Source organism: Paenarthrobacter sp. YIM B13468, assembly GCF_042788025.1.
Classification (GTDB): domain Bacteria; phylum Actinomycetota; class Actinomycetes; order Actinomycetales; family Micrococcaceae; genus Arthrobacter; species Arthrobacter aromaticivorans.
The window spans coordinates 18,183-40,095 of record NZ_JBHZPI010000022.1 but is presented as its reverse complement, the minus strand read 5'-3'; the positions used below and the strand labels follow the sequence as shown (position 1 = coordinate 40,095).

The 21,913-nt window shown below is 61.4% G+C and carries 21 protein-coding genes; 11 read left to right on the top strand and 10 right to left on the bottom strand.

The genetic code is table 11. The annotated features are described in order from the left end of the window. Positions 1–33: 33 nt before the first annotated feature. The gene (locus ACFX4T_RS19235) at positions 34–954 is read right to left on the bottom strand and encodes an oxygenase MpaB family protein (protein ID WP_216921865.1); all 921 of its coding nucleotides are present in this window, start codon (positions 952–954) and stop codon (positions 34–36) included. Between the two features lie 90 nt (positions 955–1,044). Further along, positions 1,045–2,484 carry an MFS transporter gene (locus ACFX4T_RS19230; RefSeq protein WP_223947876.1) on the bottom strand — a complete coding sequence of 480 codons (1,440 nt, stop codon included), beginning with the start codon at positions 2,482–2,484 and terminating at the stop codon, positions 1,045–1,047. A 96-nt stretch (positions 2,485–2,580) separates the two neighbouring features. Between ACFX4T_RS19230 and ACFX4T_RS19225 the strand changes: the two genes are divergently transcribed. The 4 genes from ACFX4T_RS19225 (at position 2,581) to ACFX4T_RS19210 (ending at position 6,432) form a co-directional block, all read left to right on the top strand. Continuing rightward, positions 2,581–2,958, top strand: a complete 378-nt coding sequence (locus ACFX4T_RS19225) for a MarR family transcriptional regulator (RefSeq protein WP_216921859.1) — start codon at positions 2,581–2,583, stop codon at positions 2,956–2,958. A 197-nt stretch (positions 2,959–3,155) separates the two neighbouring features. Then, positions 3,156–4,757, top strand: coding sequence for a peptidoglycan DD-metalloendopeptidase family protein (locus tag ACFX4T_RS19220; protein WP_377653386.1), 1,602 nt, complete (start codon positions 3,156–3,158; stop codon positions 4,755–4,757). A 98-nt stretch (positions 4,758–4,855) separates the two neighbouring features. Further along, positions 4,856–5,338, top strand: coding sequence for a glutathione peroxidase (locus ACFX4T_RS19215; RefSeq protein WP_377653384.1), 483 nt, complete (start codon positions 4,856–4,858; stop codon positions 5,336–5,338). Between the two features lie 140 nt (positions 5,339–5,478). After that, positions 5,479–6,432 (top strand): phosphodiesterase, encoded by a 954-nt coding sequence (locus ACFX4T_RS19210; RefSeq protein ID WP_377653382.1) that lies wholly within the window; start codon positions 5,479–5,481, stop codon positions 6,430–6,432. A gap of 10 nt (positions 6,433–6,442) precedes the next feature. On the opposite strand, the gene ACFX4T_RS19205 is transcribed toward ACFX4T_RS19210, so the two are convergent. Further along, positions 6,443–8,032, bottom strand: a complete 1,590-nt coding sequence (locus tag ACFX4T_RS19205) for a stealth family protein (protein ID WP_377653502.1) — start codon at positions 8,030–8,032, stop codon at positions 6,443–6,445. 47 nt (positions 8,033–8,079) lie between these two features. Beyond that, positions 8,080–9,000, bottom strand: a complete 921-nt coding sequence (locus ACFX4T_RS19200; RefSeq protein ID WP_216921846.1) for a hypothetical protein — start codon at positions 8,998–9,000, stop codon at positions 8,080–8,082. 136 nt (positions 9,001–9,136) lie between these two features. Here ACFX4T_RS19200 and ACFX4T_RS19195 point away from each other — a divergent pair, with 136 nt between their 5' ends. Then, the gene (locus tag ACFX4T_RS19195; protein WP_062069994.1) at positions 9,137–9,436 is read left to right on the top strand and encodes a type II toxin-antitoxin system VapB family antitoxin; all 300 of its coding nucleotides are present in this window, start codon (positions 9,137–9,139) and stop codon (positions 9,434–9,436) included. Next, positions 9,429–10,103 (top strand): LytR C-terminal domain-containing protein, encoded by a 675-nt coding sequence (locus ACFX4T_RS19190; protein ID WP_377653380.1) that lies wholly within the window; start codon positions 9,429–9,431, stop codon positions 10,101–10,103. Before ACFX4T_RS19195 ends, ACFX4T_RS19190 begins: the two co-directional genes overlap by 8 nt. Positions 10,104–10,180: 77 nt before the next feature. Here ACFX4T_RS19190 and ACFX4T_RS19185 read toward each other — a convergent pair whose 3' ends face one another. From ACFX4T_RS19185 to ACFX4T_RS19165, 5 genes are all read right to left on the bottom strand, one after another. Continuing rightward, complete coding sequence (locus ACFX4T_RS19185) at positions 10,181–10,867, bottom strand: TetR/AcrR family transcriptional regulator (protein ID WP_377653378.1); 687 nt, start codon at positions 10,865–10,867, stop codon at positions 10,181–10,183. A gap of 156 nt (positions 10,868–11,023) precedes the next feature. Further along, on the bottom strand, positions 11,024–12,436 hold the full coding sequence (locus ACFX4T_RS19180; protein WP_216921822.1) for an MFS transporter: 1,413 nt from the start codon (positions 12,434–12,436) through the stop codon (positions 11,024–11,026). Positions 12,437–13,262: 826 nt separating this feature from the next. Beyond that, positions 13,263–13,862 carry an NUDIX hydrolase gene (locus tag ACFX4T_RS19175; RefSeq protein WP_377653376.1) on the bottom strand — a complete coding sequence of 200 codons (600 nt, stop codon included), beginning with the start codon at positions 13,860–13,862 and terminating at the stop codon, positions 13,263–13,265. A gap of 97 nt (positions 13,863–13,959) precedes the next feature. Continuing rightward, entirely contained in the window at positions 13,960–14,526 is a 567-nt protein-coding gene (locus ACFX4T_RS19170) for a TetR/AcrR family transcriptional regulator (protein WP_216921819.1), read from the bottom strand. Further along, positions 14,526–14,993 carry a nuclear transport factor 2 family protein gene (locus ACFX4T_RS19165; protein WP_216921805.1) on the bottom strand — a complete coding sequence of 156 codons (468 nt, stop codon included), beginning with the start codon at positions 14,991–14,993 and terminating at the stop codon, positions 14,526–14,528. Before ACFX4T_RS19165 ends, ACFX4T_RS19170 begins: the two co-directional genes overlap by 1 nt. A gap of 767 nt (positions 14,994–15,760) precedes the next feature. On the opposite strand from ACFX4T_RS19165, the gene ACFX4T_RS19160 reads away from it, so the two are divergent. Further along, entirely contained in the window at positions 15,761–16,537 is a 777-nt protein-coding gene (locus tag ACFX4T_RS19160) for a hypothetical protein (protein ID WP_377653373.1), read from the top strand. 278 nt (positions 16,538–16,815) lie between these two features. On the opposite strand, the gene ACFX4T_RS19155 is transcribed toward ACFX4T_RS19160, so the two are convergent. Next, positions 16,816–17,208 carry a hypothetical protein gene (locus ACFX4T_RS19155; protein WP_377653371.1) on the bottom strand — a complete coding sequence of 131 codons (393 nt, stop codon included), beginning with the start codon at positions 17,206–17,208 and terminating at the stop codon, positions 16,816–16,818. Between the two features lie 262 nt (positions 17,209–17,470). Between ACFX4T_RS19155 and ACFX4T_RS19150 the strand changes: the two genes are divergently transcribed. The 4 genes from ACFX4T_RS19150 (at position 17,471) to ACFX4T_RS19135 (ending at position 21,865) form a co-directional block, all read left to right on the top strand. Further along, positions 17,471–18,469, top strand: a complete 999-nt coding sequence (locus ACFX4T_RS19150) for a LacI family DNA-binding transcriptional regulator (protein ID WP_377653369.1) — start codon at positions 17,471–17,473, stop codon at positions 18,467–18,469. A 181-nt stretch (positions 18,470–18,650) separates the two neighbouring features. Beyond that, positions 18,651–19,985: an extracellular solute-binding protein gene (locus tag ACFX4T_RS19145; RefSeq protein ID WP_377653367.1), complete on the top strand. Its 1,335-nt coding sequence runs from the start codon at positions 18,651–18,653 to the stop codon at positions 19,983–19,985. Positions 19,986–20,021: 36 nt separating this feature from the next. Then, complete coding sequence (locus tag ACFX4T_RS19140) at positions 20,022–20,969, top strand: carbohydrate ABC transporter permease (RefSeq protein WP_377653365.1); 948 nt, start codon at positions 20,022–20,024, stop codon at positions 20,967–20,969. A gap of 2 nt (positions 20,970–20,971) precedes the next feature. Then, positions 20,972–21,865, top strand: coding sequence for a carbohydrate ABC transporter permease (locus tag ACFX4T_RS19135; RefSeq protein ID WP_377653363.1), 894 nt, complete (start codon positions 20,972–20,974; stop codon positions 21,863–21,865). Positions 21,866–21,913 lie beyond the last annotated feature (48 nt).

Genomic DNA, 21,913 nt, shown 5'->3' with positions numbered 1-21,913 from the left:
CGCACCTGTGTGCGGGCTTCTTTTGAGGGGGTCTCAAACCGCGTATCCCAGGCGTTGCAGCCGCCGTCGCGCTGCGAGTTCGCTGGGCCCATGTGAACCCAGGGCCAGCCGTACCATGCCCAGAACAGCGCGGGCGGTGGTGACAGCAGGCAGGGGGATCGGGCCCAGTCGGGCAGGCCGCAGACCCAGCATGTCCCGGTACTTAGGTTCCAGGCTTGCGACGGCGGCAGCGAACAGGATCCGGTAGCCCGGCTGAAGCAACGGGCTCAGGGGTGGGCGGCGGATGAAGGCAATGGTCTCTGCCAGCCGCTCATCCGAGCGCAAAATCCCGGAGGCATACCAGGCTTCCAGCTCCTGGCGCACCTGGGCTTCGGTGAGCGGTGGATCTTCCACGCCCATGAGCCGGCCAGCCTGGGCCCACTCACGGACGTAGGCGTCCGGACCGCCGGGTATCGGGCGGCCCCAGATGCGATTGGCCCTTAGGAAGGAATCCGCGTAGGTGACGTGGACCCAGCGGAGGAGTTCGGGATCATTGGCGGAGTAGTGGTGGGATGCGCCGGTTCCGTCCACATAGCTTCCCCGGACATGCTCGTGGATCTTCCGCACACGGTAGGTTGCTGCCTCAGCGGCCTCTTTGGAGCCATACGTGACGGTGAAGATCCAGCGCACGGTACTGGCAAGCCGCCCGAGCGGGTCCTCCTTGAAGCCGGAGTGCTCGTAAACACCCGCAAGCGCGCCGGGGTGCAGGGACTGCATCAGCAGGACCCTGATTCCTGCCACGATGGTGGCCATGGAGCCATGCACAGCCCAGACGGCCGAGCCCGGAAGGTGATATCCGGCGTCGTTCCCTTCTGCAAGGCGCGGCACCCACTCAGGTGGCGTTCCGGATGTTCCCGTGAACGTGCGTTGCAGGTCGTACCTGTACTCGGTGAGGTAATTCCTCATGCATCCCATGAGACCGCTCTTCGCGGAACCTGTACAGAGAAATTTGTGCACGGCTCCTGCCCTCATGAAGCTGTCGAAAGGACAGGAGCCGCGCACAATCTAGGAGCGGATGCGGCGCCTTGAAGGTGCTGCCGCCACCAGGAGGGCCGCGATGGCGACGACGGCACTGAGGATGAGGCCCGGGCGGTACTGTTCCAGCATGGCCTGGGCGCTGACGGTTCCAGTCGCCCGTCCGTGGCCGCTCACCAATGCTGTGGTGACAGCCAGGACCAATGCTGCTCCCACCTGGGTGCTGGTCTGGATCAAACCGGCAGCCAGGCCTTGCTCAGAGTCCTTGATGCCGGTGGTGGCCTGGACGTTGATGGACGGGAAGGCCAGGGCGAACCCGATGCCCAGTAGGATGACCGAGGGCAGGATGTCCAGGGCGTAGTTGGGCGTTGTGCCCACCCGGAGGAACAGGACGTAGCCCAATCCAAGCGCCGTGAGGCCTGTGAGGATGAGCTGGGTGGCACCGAATTTCTCGATCAACCGGTCAGCAAAAGGTGCACTCGTAGCCACCAGCAGTCCGGCGGGCAGCAGCGCCAGGGCCATGCCCAAGGGCGTCCAACCCAGTACAGACTGCAGGAACATGGTGACGATGAACTGGAAGCTCAGGTAAGAACCGAAGAGTCCTACTGCGCTGAGGTTGGCCCTGGCTACCCAGCCTTCTTTGAGGATGCCGAAGCGGATCAGGGGGTGCTTCACCTTGTTCTCGATCACCGCGAAGGCCGCAAGAATGGCCGCAGATACTGCGAATCCGGCGATAGTTGCCACAGATCCCCAGCCCTGCTCGGGCGCTGAAACCAAGGTGTAGACGAGGCCGAGCATGCCCAGTGCGAGCGTTACGGCACCCCAGATGTCGTGCCCGCTGTTTTCAGCGGACGGCTTGTCTTTCGGAATGAACTTCATGCCCAGCAGGACCACGGCGACGGCGATCGGCACGGACACCAGGAACGTCCACCGCCAGCTCAGGCTGGTCATCAGTCCACCGACCACAAGGCCCAATGAGAAGCCGCTGGCGCCGAATGTGGTGAAGATGGACAAAGCCTTGTTGCGCTCGCGGCCCTCGGCAAAGTTGGTAGTGATGATGGAGAAACCTGTTGGCGCGGTGAACGCTGCGGCGAGGCCCTTGACGAACCGGGTGGCGATCAGGATTGCGGGGTCGTCCACCAGGCCACCCAGGAGCGAGGCTGCGGCGAACACCGCCAAGGCGATGAGGAATATGCGACGGCGGCCCAACAGGTCCGCGAGCCGGCCGCCCAGGAGCAGGAGGCTTCCGTACCCAAGGACGTAGGCGGACACGATCCACTGGAGGGAATCGGTTCCGAGGTTGAGTTCCTGTCCGATCGAAGGCAGGGCCACGCCAACCATGGAAACATCCAGCCCATCCAGGGCGAGGACGGTGCACACAACCATCAGCAGGAGCCACTGGGCGCGCGTCCAACGGACGGCTGAAACCACGGGTTCGGCGGATCTTTGAAGGGTGGTGGGTGATGTCATGCATCCAAGCTATATGACACGTCATTGAATGACAAGGAATATGACACGGAATATTATGACGTGGATTCTAAAGGCGGAATGGACTAGAATCAGGGCATGGCAACGACGCGTGATCGCCAGCTCGTTGAGCAGTGGCGCAGCATTCAGGACTCCTACTTCCGTACCGCAGGAGCCATCGACCGCGCCCTGGAAGCCAAGTTCGACATCGGCCTGAACGAGTTCGAAATCCTGGACCTCGTCGCCGAAAGCACGGACGCCGCTTGCCGCATGAAGTCTTTGGGGGAGCGCACGCCCATGACCCAAAGCGCTGTGTCCAAGGTGGTGGACAGACTCGAAAAAGCAGGTCTGGTCTCCCGCCAGACGTGCGCCGATGATCGTCGCTCCCTGTTTCTGGAGCTCACAGACGCAGGCCGCGCGCTGCATGAATCTGCTGCCGTGGAACACCGTGCGCTGCTCAAGGAAAACCTCGGGTAGGGCGTCCTGCCCGAACCTCAAGATCCCTTGAGCAAAAACTGAGGAAACCCTGCGCTTCGCTGGGGCCCGAAAGCCTTTATTTTCATTTTGATTCCCGCAACAATGGTGCTTGCACGCCAGGCTGGGGTTTGGTGCCGCTGGCTTTGGGGAGTGTTCTTGTGGGCAAGCATAGTGAATCTGACCGATATGTAGACTTGGTGCGCAGCGACGGTTTTCGTCGAATGCTCATCGCCGGAATCCTGGCAGCCGTAGCCTTTTTCGCTTTTGGTTTCCAACCCCTAAATTCCGTTTCTACCGGCTCCGTGGATGGTTCTGTGGCGCAAGGCGTCGTTGGACCTTTCTCGCTTGGCAGCCTTGTGCCGCCGGAAGCCGAAACCACAGTGATAGACACCATGCCCGAGCCGCCGGCCCAAGAAGCCGGCACGCCCATGGTCTACTTCGACCGCGCACTTGTCCGGACTGTGGCCAAGGACGGATCGTCCGGCCTGACGGTCGCTTCGTCCGGCTTGTCGCGTCCACCGGCCGGCAGCCTCTACGCGCCGCTTGAAGTCCTCAATCCGAGCTCTCCATACGGATACCGCTACAGTCCGTTGACCGGACTTCCCGGCGAATTCCACTGGGGCCAGGATTACGCCGCCGCATGCGGCACGCGCGTCTACGCCGCCGACGCCGGTGTTGTCAGGGCCGTCGGTTGGCACCCTTGGGGTGGAGGCAACCGTGTTGAAATTGAACATGGCAACGGCCTGGTCACCACCTACAACCACCTTCAAGGAATTGGTGTGACGCAGGGCCAGTCCGTGCGCGTCGGAGAAGTCATCGCCGAGGTAGGAACCACCGGATGGTCCACTGGGTGCCACCTGCACTTTGAGACGATCGTCAACGGCCTGCACACCAACCCCAACGGCTGGACCTATCTGCCCCTCAGGCAGCTCGATCCGCTGCAGAAGATCACCATGGTGAACTACCAGCCTGGAGTTGGAACAGGCGTCACTGCGTCGCCGCAGTGGGCCGTGCCGGTGTCAGACAGCACCAACCGGGCCGTCATCGGTGGCGACGACGAAGAGACCGTTGCTCCGCCGGTGGCCACACAGCCGAGCACTTCGGGCACTACGCCGCCTGCCACTTCGGGCACTACGGCACCGGCTACCCAGACGCCGCCTGCCACGCAAACGCCACCGGCTACCTCGACTCCTACGCAGACTGTTACACCTCCACCCACGGCAACGCCAACGCCTACGGTTACAGCGACGCCAACGCCTACGGCCACGGCGACGCCAAGCCCGACGGCGACTTCCACACCGACGCCCACACCGACGTCCACCACAACGACACCTGGCACAGCCACACCGGGCACGACGACTACTGCGCCCAGCACGACGCCGGCGGTCCCCAACACCGCCACCGCGCCCGCCGTCGTCGAGCCCGTGGCGCCCGTCGCTCCAGCGGCGCCCACTGATCCGGCTCCTGCTCCGGTAGCCCCTGCACCCGCACCCGTGGCTGTTGCACCGGCCCCCGTGGTGGTTGCACCAGCGCCCGTGGTGGTTGCACCAGCGCCCGTGGTGGTTGCACCAGAGCCCGTGCTGGTTGCTCCCGCCCCGGTTGCGGTCACTCAGACAGTGGAGCCAGTGGCTCCGGTGCCGGCGGCTCCTGTTCCGGCGCCAAGCCCCGTCGCTGTGCTTCCATCAACTACTCCGGCAGTGGTCCTTCCGCCTGGATATGTCCTCGTTGGCCCGGACATGGTCCAGCGGCCGGACGGCGTGATCGTGCCGTTGTCTGCGCTCATCCTTCCCGCGTCATAAGCCAGCGAGTAGGTACCCCTACGTTTCATGGCTTGGGCAGCTCCCCGTAAGCTCGATGGCGGCAATCCCGCCAGACGACGTCGTCAGGAAGCGATCACATGAGAACCCTCTACAGCATTCCCCTCACCTTCAATGATGGCTCTGAAGCAGACTTTGGACGCTTTGAAGGGAAGGCGGTCCTGGTGGTGAACGTCGCCTCCAAATGCGGCTACACCCGCCAGTATGCGGGCCTTGAGGAGCTCTACGGGAAGTACCGCGAGGAGGGCCTTGAAGTCCTTGGCGTCCCCTGCAATCAGTTTGGTGGCCAGGAGCCCGGCGCTGACGAGGAAATCGCGGAGTTCTGCGAACGCAACTTTGGCGTCTCATTCCCACTCACCAGCAAGGCCAACGTGCTGGGCAAAGAGCAGCATCCGTTGTTTGCCGAGCTGACCCGGGATGAATCCGGGCAGCCGGTCAAGGTCAAGTGGAACTTTGAGAAGTTCGTCATAAACCGTGACGGCGAGCTGGTTGCAAGGTTCCCCTCCGCGGTAGAACCTGACGCGCAGGAATTGGTTGACGCCGTTGAAAAGGCGTTGTCATAAGAGTGGTCGATCTCGAAAGGAGAAAGTAATTTTCCAACATTCCGCCAGCAGTTAGCCTGTTGTTGGCTTGCTGTCTGGTTGGATTGGCAGTACTGGAATGACACGGGGGACACCGTCTCCCACCAAACGCTAAGGCAGCTATGGAGCTCATCGAGGCCGAGTACCCCAAACCAGGTCATGTGCTTTTACACTTGAGCGATCTTCACCTGGTGGCCGGTCCAGGCACGCTCCACGGGTCTGTTGACAGCGCTGCCAGGCTGCAGGAGATCTGCGATCAGATCATTGCCTCCAAGATCAAGCCAGAGGCCATCATTTTCACTGGAGACCTTGCGGACAAGGGCGAATTCCAAGCCTACAAGCGCCTCCGGGACATGATTGAGCCGGTGTGCGATTCGCTGGGCGCCAAGGCCATTTGGGCCATGGGCAACCACGACGACCGCAAGAACTTCCGCTCTGCGTTCTTGGATGCCTCAGCCGTGAGCAGGCCCGAGGATCCTGTGGACCGTAGCTATTTCGTCAATGGGCTCAGGATTATCACCCTGGACACCACGGTCCCCGGACGCCACTATGGCGAGTTGTCCGAATCGCAGCTTCAGTGGCTGGCTGCAGAGTTGGCCACTCCCGCCCCGGACGGCACCATCCTTGCCCTGCACCACCCGCCGGTCCCGTGCGTCCAGGACCTCGCAGTGTTGGTGGAGTTGCGCGGCCAAGCCGCCTTGGCCGCCGTCGTCCGCAATTCCGATGTCCGTACCATCCTGGCCGGTCACCTGCATTACTCCACGACGGCGGGCTTCGCGGGCATCCCGGTGTCAGTCGCCTCGGCGACCTGTTACACGCAGGACCTCGGCGTGCGCGCCGGGGGACAACGTGGCCGGGACGGTGCCCAGTCCTACAACATGGTGCACGTCTACGAGCACACGATCGTGCATTCGGTTGTTCCCATGTCCGGTGGCGTCACTGTTGGCGAGCCGGTGGACGCTGCCGAAGTGCAGCGCCGCCTCACCGAAGCCGGCATCCGGATTCCGAGCCGTTCGCGGCGGGTACCAGCCCCGACGTCGCAGGAACTCGTCTCCCATTCGCGCCACCGGGACTGACCCAGCGTTTCTATTTCTCCCAGGGGGCTTTGACGGGGAAGTATTTCTCCAGGAAGTCGGTCACCAGTTCCGCGCGTTCGTCCGCTTCAACCTCAGGGAAGCTGCCATCGTTGAGGCAGAAGAGATCCATGTGCCGCTTAGCCAGCAACTTCGGAAGGTAGTGGAGTCCAGACCACAGCGTGGTATCCACGTAACGGACCTTGGCATTAGTCTGGGTCACTGCTTTGCCGGTGAGCAGCGCGTAGTAGTGGTAGAACGAGTTGGTTACTGAGATGTTGTCCGCTGCACGGAAGCGGCTGGCCGCGGTCTTGGAGAACTCAGCAGGGAATTCGTGCTCCATCTGGGCCACCACGCTCCGGCGCAGGGGAGCGGCCGTGTGTTCCAGGTGCCTGGTGGTGATGCGTCCGAAGCGTTCCCACAGCAGCTTGCGGTTAACGCGGGCAGCGTTCTCGAAGCCACTGCGTTCGGCGTCGTTCTCTCCGAGCCCAATGCGGGTGTCAGCCTCGATGAACTTGGTGATTCCGCCGGGGGTGAAGAACATGTCTGGGCCCACGGGACGGCCGAAGAACATGTCGTCGTTGGAGTAGAGGAAGTGTTCGGACAATCCCTCGATATGGTGCAGCTGGCACTCCACTGCTTGCGAGTTGTGGGTGGGCAATACCGACGGATCCGCGAAGAACTCCTCGCTGCGCACGATCGTGACCGAGGGATGGTCGGCCAGCCATGCCGGGGTAGGCGAATCGGTGGCGATGAAGATCCGGCGGACCCATGGTGCGAACATGTGGACCGAGCGCAGCGCATACTTCAGCTCGTTGATCTGCCGGAAACGGGCCTCATGGTCGTCGCCCTCGCCGAGGACAGCCCCGGCCTGCTGGGCGCGCCTCCTGGCGATGTATTCGGGGTCGCTGCCATCCACCCACGAGAAGACGATGTCGATGTCGAAGTCGATGTCGCTGGCGTGGTCCGCAAACATGTTCTCGATGGTCGGCCAGGTGAGGCCGTGCCGTTGCACGGTACCGCGAACGGCGTCCTGGCGCAGCATGGTGCGCCGGGTCAGGGAATTCTCCACGGGGAGTTCAAGGTGGTCGCCTTCGAACCTCCACAGTTCCAACTGGACACCGAGGGCAGGGCCGTACCAAAGCCCGCCGCCGAGTTCCACCCTGGGCCGGTACAGACGGAAGATCCGTGCCTTCCGGTTGGCCGAGAGTTCGCCGTCAGCCACCAGGACCGAGGTTTTCTTCTTGGCATCAACAGTCATGGAGTAGAACGGCTCATTGCGGAAGGCGGCAACCAGTGCTTCGCGAACGTCCTTGCGCGACTCCCAGTCGACCGCGATGACCGGCCTTTCGTCGTTGCCGCGAACCAGGATGAAGTCCACGCCGGCGGCGTCCAAAGCGGCGCGGATGGCCAGGAGGTCGGCAACCATTGCCTGCTGGGGCGTGAGGTCCCCGTTAAGGAGGGCGTACCGCCCGCGGTGACGGACGACGTCGGACCTGTGCTTCAGGTGGGCAACGACGGCAGGTGAGACCGCCTCGGCGATCGCATCTTCCTCTACGGTGGGGCTGCCGTGGTAAATCGGATCGACCTGTGCTTGCGTGATGGCTTTTCTCCGTACTGTTGTGAGTCGTTTCTGGGGAATGCGGGAGTCTAGATGTCCAGGGCCTCGCGCCAGCTGCGCAGGAAGGCTCCGCCGGCGTCGTCGTGAATGACGTCGTCCGCCAGCTCGAGGTCAGCGGCGGTAAGAATGGTGTAAGGCTTCACCGGAACGCCGTCTGCGGGCCGGACGTCCACGTGCTTCACATCGTGGTCGTTGTGGTGAAGCCAGTCTGCCATGGCGTAGTCCGTACGGGAATCACCCACGGTGCGCCAGGAGAGCGGGGTGATCCCTTGGGCGGCCAACATTTCCACTGCCCGGCTGGCGCCAAGGTCCTTACCCAAGCGGACGGATTCGATGTCCGTGGAAATGATGGTGGGGTCCAGGCGGTAGTCCACGGTGTCATCGGACTCAGGGGCGTGGTGGTCCAGGATGGCTGCGTTCAGGCCGTGACGGTCCATGATGTTCAGGGCATCGGCGTCGAAGAGTTTTTGCTCGGCCAGGTAATCTTCGCTGGCCACCTCAACGTGCTGCTCAACGGAGACCATGGCGCGCTTGGTCTCGTCGAAGAACATGTGCGCGGAGTATTCCTCGGCAACGAGCCTGCGGATGTCATCCCCGTATGCCTTGGGCACGGCGAGCTCGTGGTCCACGTGGATGGGTCCGGGGCCGGAAGCTGTGTAGCTGAACCAGACGGCACCCTTTTCGCAGATGGCGTGGATGATGGTCCCGGCCGGCATTCCGGCCTCGATCATCGGCCCCATGACCTGTTCGCTGATGAAGGCGTCCGAGCGGCCCGTGTTGAAGATGACGGGGATGCCGGCCGAAGCCAGCGCCACGAGGTCCGCGATGATATCCGGCTTGACGTCGCGCGTCACAGGGCTGGCGATGGGGCCGTCGACGTCCAGCAGCAGCGCGAGGGCTGGGGCCGTATGGGCAGCGGTCCGGTCGGTACCTTGGAGCGATTGAGTCATGCCCCTATTCTGTCAGTCCCCGAGGTGTGCATCACAGCTATGACGCCTGACGTCCGATAGTCACCGTTTGGCCACAACCTGCATGTGCCGGGGGTCACAAGTTCCGTTAGCGCAGCAACTTCCATAGGCTTGCAGGGTGATCTTCAAAGCTGTGGGCGAGGGACGCCCGTACCCTGACCATGGATATTCCGCGCCGCGTGACTGGGCTGCCCTTCCACCGCGGCCCGTTCGCCTCGATGAACTTGTCACCACTAAGCGCACCCTGGATCTGGAGGCATTGCTCGCAGAAGATTCAACATTTTTTGGGGATTTGTTCCCGCACGTGGTCCAGTACCAAGGCGTGCTGTACCTCGAAGATGGGCTCCACCGGGCAGTCCGCACCGCACTCCACCAGAGGACGGCCATCCACGCACGCGTGCTGGTGATCGATGGCTAGGCAGCCCAAGCGTCCCAAAGATGTGACGCAGTTGCACGGGCACCATGTGGTGACCGGACCTGAGCTTCGTGCGACGTTCGCCGAGGACGCCCGTGCCCAACGCAGCCGCTTCCGGCGCAGCGTCTTCCACGCCATTGTCCTTGTCCTGCTGGTTGGTGTCATAGCTGCCGGAGCAGTTGGTGCCTGGGCCATCATGAACGGTGTCATCAAGATTCCCACGGCGATCGCCAGCAAAGCGCCCACCAGCCTCTGCCCTGCCACGACGTTCGACTACGTACCGAACGAAACCGTGAACATCAAGGTCTTCAATGCCACCTCGCGGGCTGGGCTGGCTACTACTGTTGCCGACGAGTTCAAAGCACGGGGGTACAAGGTCCTATCCGTGGACAACAGCGACACCGCGTACTCGGGGATCGGCGTGGTGGTCTCGGGAGTAAAGGGCCAGGCGGCTGCATTCAACGTTCAGCGGAATGTGGCCGGAACGGATTACTTCCAGGACAACCGCGAGGACGAATCAGTGGACCTCGTCCTCACCCGGGGATATCAAGGCTTGGTGGAACCGCAACTCGTGGATCAAACTCCAGGCAAGCTCAGCTGTCCGCGCGAGGACCTGAGGATCGCGGATAGCTCCCGGTGGCCGATCATCCCCACCCGCCCGGCTCAGTAGGACGCGCAGCTCGATTTTCGCCACTCAAAGTGGTGGGCGATGCCCGGATATGGGTCGCCGCCCTGTTTGCTGTGGCGTTAGCCGGCCAAGGTGTCCGGGACTGCAGCATCCACGCGGACGGGCTTGCCCGCATCGTCGAACTGCGCTCCCGCACCTAGCTGGATGAATCGCACCGTTTGCGCCGTCTGGAGCTCGACGTCGGAGGCTGGGGCAGGCGCCGGAGTCTCGCCGTCGGGCGTTCTATTGCGTCGTGCGGCACTGGCAGACAATGTGCCGTGAATGAGCCGCGCCAACTGGGCGACGTCCGTGTCCGGGAGGTAGCCCTGCTGGACGCCGTCAGTCAGGATGTCTTGGAGGAGGAGGTTGAGGTCGCCCACGTGATCCGCGAGCTTCGCGAACGAGGCCGGGGAAAGAACGGCGGCCATCGCTGGCCCTGGCGGAAGATGGCGGCGGCTGAGGTCCTCCACCTGGGCGCGGACATAGAGGGCCAGCCTGTCCACTGGATTTTCAAGAGCTGCCAGCGAATCACGAAGGTCCACGATGAAACGCTCGGTTTCGTCCAGCGCGTACGCAATGAGCAACTGCTCCATGTCTGCGTAGTAGTTGTAAACGGCGGTGCGGCCAACGCCTGCATGGCGCGCGACGTCCGTCATGGTGAGGCCAGGCAGGCCGTGGGTAAAGAGGAGTTCACCGAAGGCGGTCAGAATACGGCGTTGGGTCTCGGCGCGTTGGGCAGCATTCGTGGCGGCCGTGATCCTGGGCATATAGACACTTTACAGTGATGTGTCACCAAGTACCGCCGGTTTGTTTGTCTAAATGAACGTAGGCGTGTCTACAGCTGTGCTGTAGACACGCCTACCCCAATCAGGGCAAGAATGATGACTCTTAGCTCTGACTCGAAGTCACGTGCAGTCCCGGTGTCAGTGGGAGAAGTCTGCTGAGATCTCGGCGAGGGTGCGCCCCTTCGTCTCCGGCGCGAGCCATTGCGAGAGGACTGCGCCGAGTAATGCGACGGCGGCGGCTACGACCATGGTTGCGCCCATGCCGATGTTGGCGATCGCCCAGGGCAGGGCGAAGGTGCCGAGTGCGGCTCCGATGCGGCTGAAGGACGCGGCGAAGCCCATGCCGACGCCACGCAGGTGGCCGGGGAATACCTCGGCCGGATAGACCTGGGTCATCGTGGTGTAGCCGGCATTGAAGTAGGAGAAGGCGAGAAACAGGACGAGCACGAGGAGCGCTGGTGCGTTCCCCCAGACTCCGATGACCAGCAGGATGCCCGCGCAGAGCCACTGCCCGGGCACAGTGAGGATTCGGCGGCCGAGCTTATCAATCAGAAGTACGCTGGTGACCACGCCCGCGACCGCAAGTGCGGACAGGCCGACTCCACCGGCCCAGCCGCCTCCGAAGCCGAATTGGTTGAGCACCTCGTCGGCGAAGGTCGCGATCGCGAAGTAGGGAGTGACCGCGCAGAACCAAAAACCTGCAGTGAAGACGGTGGCGCGCCAGTACTGCCTGGAGAACAGCATGCCGAAGGAGGCGTTCTTGATTTTGGTCCCACTCTTCGCGGCTTCGGCCTCCTGGATCATCCTCAGATCCATCTCTCCGGTGATGCTGTCGTGCATCTGGGGCGATTCGACGTATCTGCGTGCGATCGCGAGTGCTTCCTGATGCCGGCCCTTCGTAATGAGCCAGCTCGGCGACTCGGGGAGGCCCATGCGGGCGAGGAACAGGACGAGTGCGAGTACCGTGCTCGTGCCGAGTACTAGGCGCCAGGGGGTGCCGGCGTCGTGCAGGAGCGTGCCGATGATGAATGCCATCATGAAACCGACGTACCAAGCGATCAGAGTCAGCCCGAGCAAACGCCCGCGGAGCTTTGGAGGGGAGAACTCTGATAGCAATGGCCCACCGATTGAGTACTCTCCTCCGATCGCGACGCCCATCAGGAACCGGATGGCGGCCAGCTGTATCACGGCCCCGTCTCCGGAAGTTACGAAGAACTGGGCCGCTGAGGCGACCAGGAACAGGCCCATGTCAACGAGGAACATGGGCTTGCGTCCGAACTTGTCAGTAGCCCAGCCGGCAAGCGGGGAGCCTACGAAGATACCAACCAGTGGGCCTGCAGCGATCATGCCCAGCGATAGCGCGTCGAGCTGGAGATCTGACCGCATGAGTCCGGTGACAGGGCCGATGATTCCGAGAATGTAACCGTCGAGGAACATCCCGCCGATGAAGACTGCGACAAGCCGCACCATGAAGCGGCGTTTGAACTTGGAGCTGGTCTCTTTTGGTATGGGGGTGTCGACGGAGGCCGTCGTCTTGGTCGGATGGATCATTGAGATTTGTTCCCTTCTGGCTTCAGCGCAAACCGCTGACGGCACCAGAGCGCCGTTGCTTAGATGCTCGGACAGCCGCAGCCCTTAGCGCCCGGTGGACGATGCCGACTGGCTCGATGCCAGCCGACATGGCCGCGGGACGCGAGATGATTTCGGCGTCGTCATGTATCACTGCTTTCGAGATTCATATGGCAAGGCCTTCGTTACCAGCGCCCTTGTGCCGACCCATCGAGATCACGACCTATAGTCGAGGTCGGCAAACTGTGACATATGACTCATATATCAGAACTGTAAAGGTGTGATGCGCCACAGTCAAGAGCTTGAGAAGGCGTGGACGCTGGGAGAGCCATTGTTTCTGAGGCCGTTGACCTCGTTTAATTTCTGTGATTCGTTTCGTTTGCGAGCGCGACTGCAACTCACAGCACGGGGAATCCACGAGGGACAAGTGGCACATTCATTTGCAAAGAACGCCCGAGGAGAAACGTTTGGTTCGGCCATGGATGCCGCTTTCCTAGACGATGAGCCAGATCTGATCAGGGCCGTTGGCGACGGAGGAACCGTGATCGGTACCAGGACGGTCGGACGCCCAGCTCCGACTTCGACCCGAAAATCTATAGGTGCCGGTGTCCGAATCGGGATCTATTTGTGGACGCTACTTATCAGGGCGCGAGCGGAATCCCAGCCGCACCAATGTTGTGGGGTGATAGAGGACCCTTGATGGGATTGCAAGGGCTCGGCTCGGATGCAAGAGGAAATTCAGGGAGTCTTTGCTGTCAGGTTTTTCGGCATATGGAGGCTGGAACCGAGGGGTGTCAGGCTCGTGTACTCATTGGATCCCACAAGGGGATCCTTCACCGGCCGCGATTGCTTGGACGGGTGGCAGCATTCCTTGAGCTGCTGCAGCTGAACGCGCGACGATGAGCGTCGGATCGACGATCTCTTGACTGGCAATGCGTGCATCCAGCTCTCGCACGGGCATACGGACCAGGCGAACTTGCTCGGCTGGGTCAGACTGGTCGGCGTGACCTTCAGTTGTACCCGAAGTGCAGATAAAAACGTGTACGGGCCAAGCTGAGCGACCCGGATTCATGTAGTAGAGGTGGAGGGGTTGGAGATCCTTGGCTATAAGCCCGGTCTCCTCCTCGAGCTCTCGAAGCGCGGCCGACTGTGGCGGCTCGCCTGCTTGTCCAGCTCCAGCAGGCAGGTCGTAGATCCAACGCCCGATGGGGTATCGGTACTGACGGGTGAGCAAGACAGCGTCGCCGTCCACGACCAGTGTCGCCACCGCAAACGGAATGCTTTCGTCGACCTCGTACCGTGCTTCTGATCCGTCGGCGAGGACGACCGTGTGTTCGACTAACCTAACCCGGCCCTGGTGCGACACGCGCCGGCCCAGCGTGGTCCACGTTTGTTCCGGTTCTCCCATCCGACCACGGTATCAACGAAGCAGTTCGCGCCCGTTAGCCGATCCTTTACCGGACGTCCGGGTTCCAAGAAGTGAGATGGGGCGGCGCATCCAGACGTCAGCTGAGCTGCGCGAGCAGACGACGCTCGACACGTTCCATGACCCCCAGGAAGGTAGATTCGTCGCCATAGGCGCGGGTAAGGATGAGTCCACCCTGGATCATGGCAACGGCGTCCAATGCGTTCTCGTGCGCATCCCCGGCGTTGAGCCCGCCGCGCTGCAGCAGGGCGGCCAACGCGTCGACCCAGTCCACGAAGTAGGCCTTGACCTCACCGGCGAACGTCTCCTTCTCCTCGCCGAGTGTCATTGCGGCGAATAGGCAGACATTCTCGCGGGAGACGAAGTAGTCAGCGACCGCCTTAGTCATAGCCGAGACCGCCTCAGCGGCGTCTGTTGCGGAACGAAGCGGGGCGAAAACCTCATCCTCGAACCAGTCGCCCACCTGGTCCAGCACGGCCCTGGCCATGTCTGTCTTCCCCTCCGGGAAGAAGTGGTACAAGCTGCCGCGACCGATCCCGGCCTCCTGCTGGATGACAGACAGGGAGCTGCTCTCAAACCCTCGCCGGCGGAAGACACCGGCGAGGGCGCGCACGGCGTCCGGGCGTTCGAGGAGGGTGCGTGGCATTACAGTCCGAGTTCGCTCAGGCCGGGGTGATCCGCGGGGCGGGGCCCGGAGGTGTCCCAGAAGAACTTGCGCTCGGACTCGTTGATGGCGAGGTCGTTGATGCTCGCGTGTCGGTGTGTCATGAGTCCATCCTTGTCGAAGTGCCAGTTCTCGTTGCCGTATGCGCGGAACCACTGGCCTGCGGCGTCATGGTACTCGTACGCGAAGCGGACGGCAATGACGTCGTCGGTGTAGGCCCACAATTCCTTGATGAGCCGGTAGTCGAGCTCGCGCTCCCACTTGTCGGCGAGGAATTCGACGATGGCGGCGCGACCCTGCACAAACGTCGACCGATTGCGCCACCAACTGTCCTCGCTGTACGCGAGGGAAATGCGCTCGGGATCACGAGTGTTCCAGCCATCCTCGGCGGCACGGACCTTCTGGATAGCGGTCTCTTCGGTGTACGGGGGGAGAGGGGGACGAGACATGATGGCTCCTTCGCAAGCTAAGTTGTACCGACTGGTACAAGCTGTACTAAACAGTACAGCTTTTGGGTAATGGGCGTCAACCTCTTTCCTGACAGGAGTCGTAAACCAGGGGCTACCAAAGTTGGGTGGCAGCCTCTAGGATCTGAACTTGCTGCGCGTGGATGCCTTCTTGATTTCATCTCTCCGCGGTTCTTCGCTATATCTTCCAGCGAGGCCCAGACGCAGGAAGTTGCCGACCGATTGTTCGCTTTGCAACACGAGGGCGCCCTTCATTATGAGACTGGTCGAACACGGCAGCCGGAATAGGCGCTCACGCCGAGTGACCACGCGCGCACCGTCCGACTGGCCGGCACTGCTCACGGCCCTTACGACGCGGCTGGTCAAGTCGTAGCCGGGTTCTACATCCTGAACGCGACCGATATCGACGAAGCGATAGACGCGCCACTGCACGCTAGCCGATCCCTTGCGGGCTGAGCTAATGCGCCAAATAGCGCCGCCACTTATCGCCGAAAGTCACAAAAATGAGCTGCTGCAACCGTCGGCTCGCTGAGCCAGTGAGACGTCTCGAATCCGAAGGGTTAAGAGACGTAACCTACCGCCAGTCTCTCCGGCTAGTTAGACCTGGGCGGTGAAAACTGTCTCTAATGTTCTTCATTGTCATGGGTTCTCTGCCGGAGGAGACTTGGGGCGACGGCATCCAATCTCGGGCCGCCCTCGGGGCCACCCGGTTGGGGGCCTCACAGCACCTTGTAGCGGCTGGTGGATCAATGAGTTCTGTGACACCGCGCGAAACCGCCGCTCAGCGGTCGCGCCACCTCGCGCCGTTGGTGACTGTCGCCCTGATTGGATGTCTCGGCGGGTGCGAGTATGAACCCGGTAACGTCCCCCTGCCGTCCGCCAGTTCTCCGACTACGGAGGCCCGCATGGTCCCGCCGCTGCCAGAGAGTCGCGACACCGGCACGGTCCCACCTCTGCCGGAGAGCGGCGACATCGACGCCGGCACATACCTCGTCCCCGTCGCCGGCTATACGGAACCTTTCAAGATCACCGTTCCAGACGGCTGGTTTGCTCTCGACGGCCACAGCCTGGGCAAGGACGACCCGGATCACCCGGCTGAATGGGCCGTCTACATAACTCTTTCGCGCGCGTACTATGTGGCGAAGGACGCATGCACCTGGAGGGGCGCCCTTGCCGATTCCGGTCCGTCGGCCGAGGCCTTCGTTGACGCGATGGCGGCGCAGTCGTCAACGGCAAGCACCCCTCCCGCCAAGGTCATGGTAGGCAATTACTCCGGCTTCGAGTTCGACCACTCCGTCGAGGGCAACGTGGACATCACGGCCTGCAACGGCGGTCAGTTATGCATCCACTCAGAAGATACACAACGTTGCTCACGCTGGTACTTAACTCGGAATGAACACGAAACCTACCGGGTGGTCGACCTGAACGGCCAGCGGGCTGTCGCCGCGGTGGGCCATATCGACGAATCGATCAATCCGGAGCTGATGAGGGAGGCACGCGCCGTCTTCGACTCGATCGTGTTCTAGTCAGACAAGTGACCATCTGATCCGATAGGCGATCCCGCCCGCGGGCGCCGGCTCCTTCTCTGAACCCACCTGCATGTCTTTGAGCAAGACGCCCTTATGACCGTAAAACTGCAGGACTGTGAGATCTCGATCTCGACGGATACCTCTCGACCTAGCTCGGTCATATGCTCACACTAGAGACGTCAGCTCCGCCAGCGCTGAATTCACCGTCCGGTAAGGGATCCCGCAACGGGACGGCAGCGCTAAACCAACTGCCTAGCCACTGGGTATCTTGCACTTCAAACGATTCGCTGGCGAACGTCCCTGAGGGACTTGATGCCTTCGTGACGAAGGATCCTGACCGTCATGAAGACCACCAAAGCATGCAGGAGGACCAAGCCAAACGTGCCGCCAAATTCGCTGAGGAACACCGCCATCATCGCGATGGATATCAATGAGTAGACGATGGCAGCAACCAGCGGTGCCGGGCTCATCGTGCCTAACCCGCGTAAATTCCAGATTCCAATGAAGAGGCCCGCAAGGGACAACACACTGAATCCCACGATCACAGCCACAACGGTTGCGATCCAACCGACAGGTACGTGTTTTCCCGCTGCCTGGTAGTCCAGGAATTGCCCATTGATCTCAACCGTATTCGCGACAGTTATCCATGCCGTGAACAGTCCGAACATCAAATCGACGAAGCCCAGACAATAACGCCTGAACCTCGTCGGTCCATCCGGAAGTGTATCTCGCCGACTGCGCTGTCCGTTCTTGTGAGCATGGCGTACAACAAGCCGCGCCCGTAGCCTTTTGAGCTCACCGCTTACCACATGTGTTCACAGCAGATCTGTTGCGACGATCGTTGGAAACCGCCCCTTCCCGGGAGCATGAGGTGTAGACAAACTCGCGTAACATCGTGGGAACCGGACACTAAATTCATGAGGGGGACTGTTGCGGGCAACGGTCAAGGATGTGGCGCGCCGTGCGCGAGTGTCGCCGAAAACCGTCTCGAACGTCATGAACGGAATCGTGCCGGTCAGCGCTCCAACGCGGCTCAGGGTCGAGCAGGCAATGCAGGAGCTCGACTACGTTCCCAACCTTTCCGCGCGCGGGCTCCGCAACGGCCGTTCGGGCGTCATCGCTTTGGCGCTGCCGGACCTGGCAACTCCGTTCTCCGCTGAAATGGCCCAGAGCATTGTGGAAGTGGCCCACGAGCAGGGCTGGAGCGTCCAGATCGAGGAAACAGGTTCCGATCCGCAGCGTGAGCAGGAGCTGATGACCCGGGCGCGCTCCAACCTCATCGACGGGCTCATTCTCAACCCGGTGGTGCTGGATGAAAGTGCCGTCAAAGTTGGGGTGGCCTTGCCTCCCGTTGTGCTGTTGGGCGAAGTGGCTCAGGAGCTTGCGGACCGCGTTTACGTGGACAGTTTCGCGGCGGCGCGGGATATGACGTTGGCCCTGGCCAAATCCGGGCGTCGGCGTATCGCGGTGTTGGGCATTAACAAGACCAGGCAGTCTGCCACCTCGATTCAACGGAGACGGGGTTATGAGGCCGCGCTCCACATCCTCGGGATCCCACGCGATGAATCCCTGCTGATTTCGTGCGGACTGTGGACGCCTGGATCTGCAGCCGAATCACTGGCCCGCTATCTGGATTCCAACCCGCTGCCGGAGGCGTTGTTCTGTTTCACGGATTCGCTGGCCATTGGCGCCCTCAATGCGCTGTGGAAGAGGGGCGTTCGTGTCCCTGAGGACATCGCTGTGGCCGGATTCGACGACGTCACGGACGGGCGCTACGCCGTTCCCTCGCTGACTACCGTGTCTTTCGACAAGCGGACCATCGCCACCGAAGCGCTGCGCCTCCTCACTGAGCGCATGGCGGACAGGACCCACGGACAACGTGTCGTCACGGTGGACTACACCATTGTTGAGCGGGACAGCACCCGCTAAGCGGTCTCTGACATTTAACTGTGCGCGCTAACAATTTCTCTTGCCTCAATTTTTACAACGATGTAATGTGAGAGCCGCGTCACCCCCGGGTCACCCTTTTACCCGGCAGTGGGGATGCACCGAAGCCGGATTTGAGCAGCAGTTGTGTCCTTTTCAGCGGACCCTTCCAAAGGAGTGACGGGTGAAGCAGTTTGAATCTTTAACCGGGAAACAGTTGTCCCGGAGACAGTTATTGACGGGATCGGCCCTCCTCGGAGGCGGGCTTCTGGCCACTAGCCTCACAGGCTGTGGAGGTGCGGCCCAAGCCACCGGCGTCAGGGAGATCGGCTTCTGGCATCTCTTGTCCGGCGGGGACGGTACCAAGATGCAAACGATGATCGCCAATGCCAACCAAGCCAATCCCGGCTTCAAAGTGCACCCCACCGTGCTGGCATGGGGCCCGCCGTACTACACCAAGCTGGCCATGGCATCTGCCGGGGGCCGACCTCCAGAGGTAGCCATTATGCATGCCAGCCGAGTCCCGGGATATGCCCCGGGCGGCCTCATAGAGCCTTGGGATCTGGGGCTGCTGGCGGAGAATGGCATCACGCCGGAGAACTTCGCGCCGCGCATCTGGGAAAAGGGCCAGCAAGGCGGAAAAGTCTTTTCCCTGGCGCTGGACTCCCACCCGTTCATCATGTTCTACAACACTGACATAGCCGGTAAAGCCGGGCTGTTGGAAAGCAACGGCCAGCTGCAGGAAGTGAGCTCCCCGGAGGGGTTTAAGGCCATGGCGCTGGAGATGCAAAAGGTCACCAAGGCCCACGGATTGTCCTTTGGCTACCTGAACCTGGGCTCGCAGATGTGGCGGCTGTTCTACACGCTCTACAAGCAGCACGGAGCGGAAATTGTCCTCACGCCCGGACGTCAGATGGAGGCGGATAGGGACGCTGCGATCGAATCGCTGGAGTTCATGGCGTCGCTCTTCGACGACACCATCGCGGCCAAGAGCGGCGACATTAACACCGGTATTGCAGAATTCGTCCGTGGTGATTCGGGAATGCTCTTCAGTGGAGGCTGGGAACTGCCCACTATGAAGAAAGCAAACTTGCCGGTTGACGCCGTCACCATCCCCACTCTTTATGGGACACCCGCCTCCTACGCCGACTCGCATTCCTTCGTCCTCCCGCGGCAGCTCGCCGTTGATGAAACAAAACGGAAGGATGCGTACAAGTTCGTCAGTGACGTTCTGAAGGGTTCACTGTTGTGGGCTGAGGCAGGCCATATCCCGGCGTTCCAGCCCGTGGTTCAGTCGCCGGCCTACGGCCAGCTCACGCCTCAGATCCACTACGCCAACGCGGCGGACATCATCGCCTACGATCCCGAGGCGTGGTTCAGCGGCTCCGGCTCTGACTGGCAGACCTACTTTGCCGAGCATATCCAGAACGTGCTTCTGGGGCGCGATAAGGCAAGCACCGGGTGGGATAGCTTCGTGACCCGCACCAACGACCTCCTATCCCGCCCCAATCCGGTCTGACCGGCACCAGCGCACCGAGCGACAAAGGAGTCCTTCATGAGTTCCTCTACACTGTCCCGGCAGACCAGCCAACCACGGACAACACCCAGCCCAGGCATCAAGTCCGGGCTATCTCTCCGAAGAAGCAGGGACACCCTGAACGGGTGGGCATTTGCAGCGCCCTTCCTGGTGTTCTTCCTCGTCTTCCTTGTTTGGCCCATTCTGCACGGCTTTTACATGAGCCTCACGGGCAAATCCCTGACAGGCGCCAACGACGCTCTCATCGGTTTTTCCAACTACGCCGAAGCCTTTGCCGATGCCGGCATGTGGCGTTCACTGGGCAACACGTTGTACTTCACAGTTATCAGTACAGTTCCCTTGGTGCTGGTTGCATTGGTCATGGCGGCGCTGTTGAACATCGGCCTTCCAGCCCAGTGGCTGTGGCGGCTCTCCTACTTTGCCCCATTCCTGCTGGCCTCCACGGTTGTGTCGTTGTTCTTCGTCTGGATGTACAACCCGCAGCTCGGCCTGATCAACGATTTCCTGTCAAAGTTCGGCATCGGAAAAGTGGGGTGGCTTAACGATCCCAATGTGGCCATGTGGTCAATCGTGATCGCGACACTCTGGTGGACTGTGGGCTTCAACTTCCTGCTCTATCTGGCGGCAATGCAGAACATCCCCGTTCAGCACTATGAAGCAGCGTCACTGGACGGCGCCGGCGCCTGGCGCCAATTCTTCTCCATCACGCTGCCGCAGCTCACGCCCACCACCGTGATGATTGTGTTGCTCCAGATCCTGGCTTCCCTGAAGGTCTTTGACCAGATTTACCAGATGACAGCAGGGGGTCCGGGCGGATCTACCCGTTCCGTGGTCCAGTACATCTTCGAAACCGGGTTCACCGGATACCGGCTGGGGTATTCCGCAGCTATCTCCTACATCTTCTTCGGACTGATCGTGCTGGTTTCCGCGCTGCAGTTCGTCATCACCCGCCGCAGGAGCGCATAGCCATGGCAATCACCCTCACCCGTTCCACTCCAGCCACCGGAAACCGCCAAGTCATACGGCAGCCGCGCAAAAAACCGACAGTGGGCAAGATCGCGGCAGTCACGGTGGCCGCCTTCATTGCCGTCCTCTGGCTGATCCCGTTCGCCTGGGCCACGGTTACTGCGTTCAAGTCCGAAGCGGATGCGTCAGCGTCCAAGATCAGCTGGGTTCCGCCGTCGGGCTTTACCTTTGACGCTTTCGTCAACGTGTTCCAGGCAGGGAACATCCCGCTCTGGACGTGGAACTCGCTCTACACCTCCGCGGCCATCACGGCAATCACACTGGTGATCTCCGCTCTCATCGCTTACGCACTCTCCAGGATCGAGTTCAAAGGCAAGAAGGTTCTGATGGTCGTGATCATCGCGGCCATCATTGTCCCGCCACCCGTGCTGATGATTCCGCTGTTTTACCAAATGCTCGCGTTCAAAATGATCGATACCTCATGGGCAATCATCCTGCCGCAGGTGATTCACCCTGCCATGGTGTTTGTCCTCAAGAAATTCTTCGACCAGATCCCGCATGAACTGGAAGAAGCGGCAGTGATGGACGGTGCCAGTCGTCTCCGGATCTTCCTGCAGATCATCCTGCCGTTGTCCCGGCCCATCCTGGCCGCCGTCGCGATCTTCGTGTTCATCGGTGCGTGGAACAACTTCCTGTGGCCGTTCATCTCCACCAACGACGACTCCCTTCTGACCCTCCCGGTGGGTCTGCAAACCATCAAGAGCGCCTACGGCGTCCAGTACGCGCAGAACATGGCGTCTGCCTTGCTGGCAGCTTTGCCGCTCATCGTCGTCTTCCTGTTCTTCCAACGCCAGATCATCAAGGGCATCTCGACGACGGGACTCGCCGGCACCTGACCGGCCGCTTCTTACGCATCACCAGACCTAAAACACAACCAAGGAGAC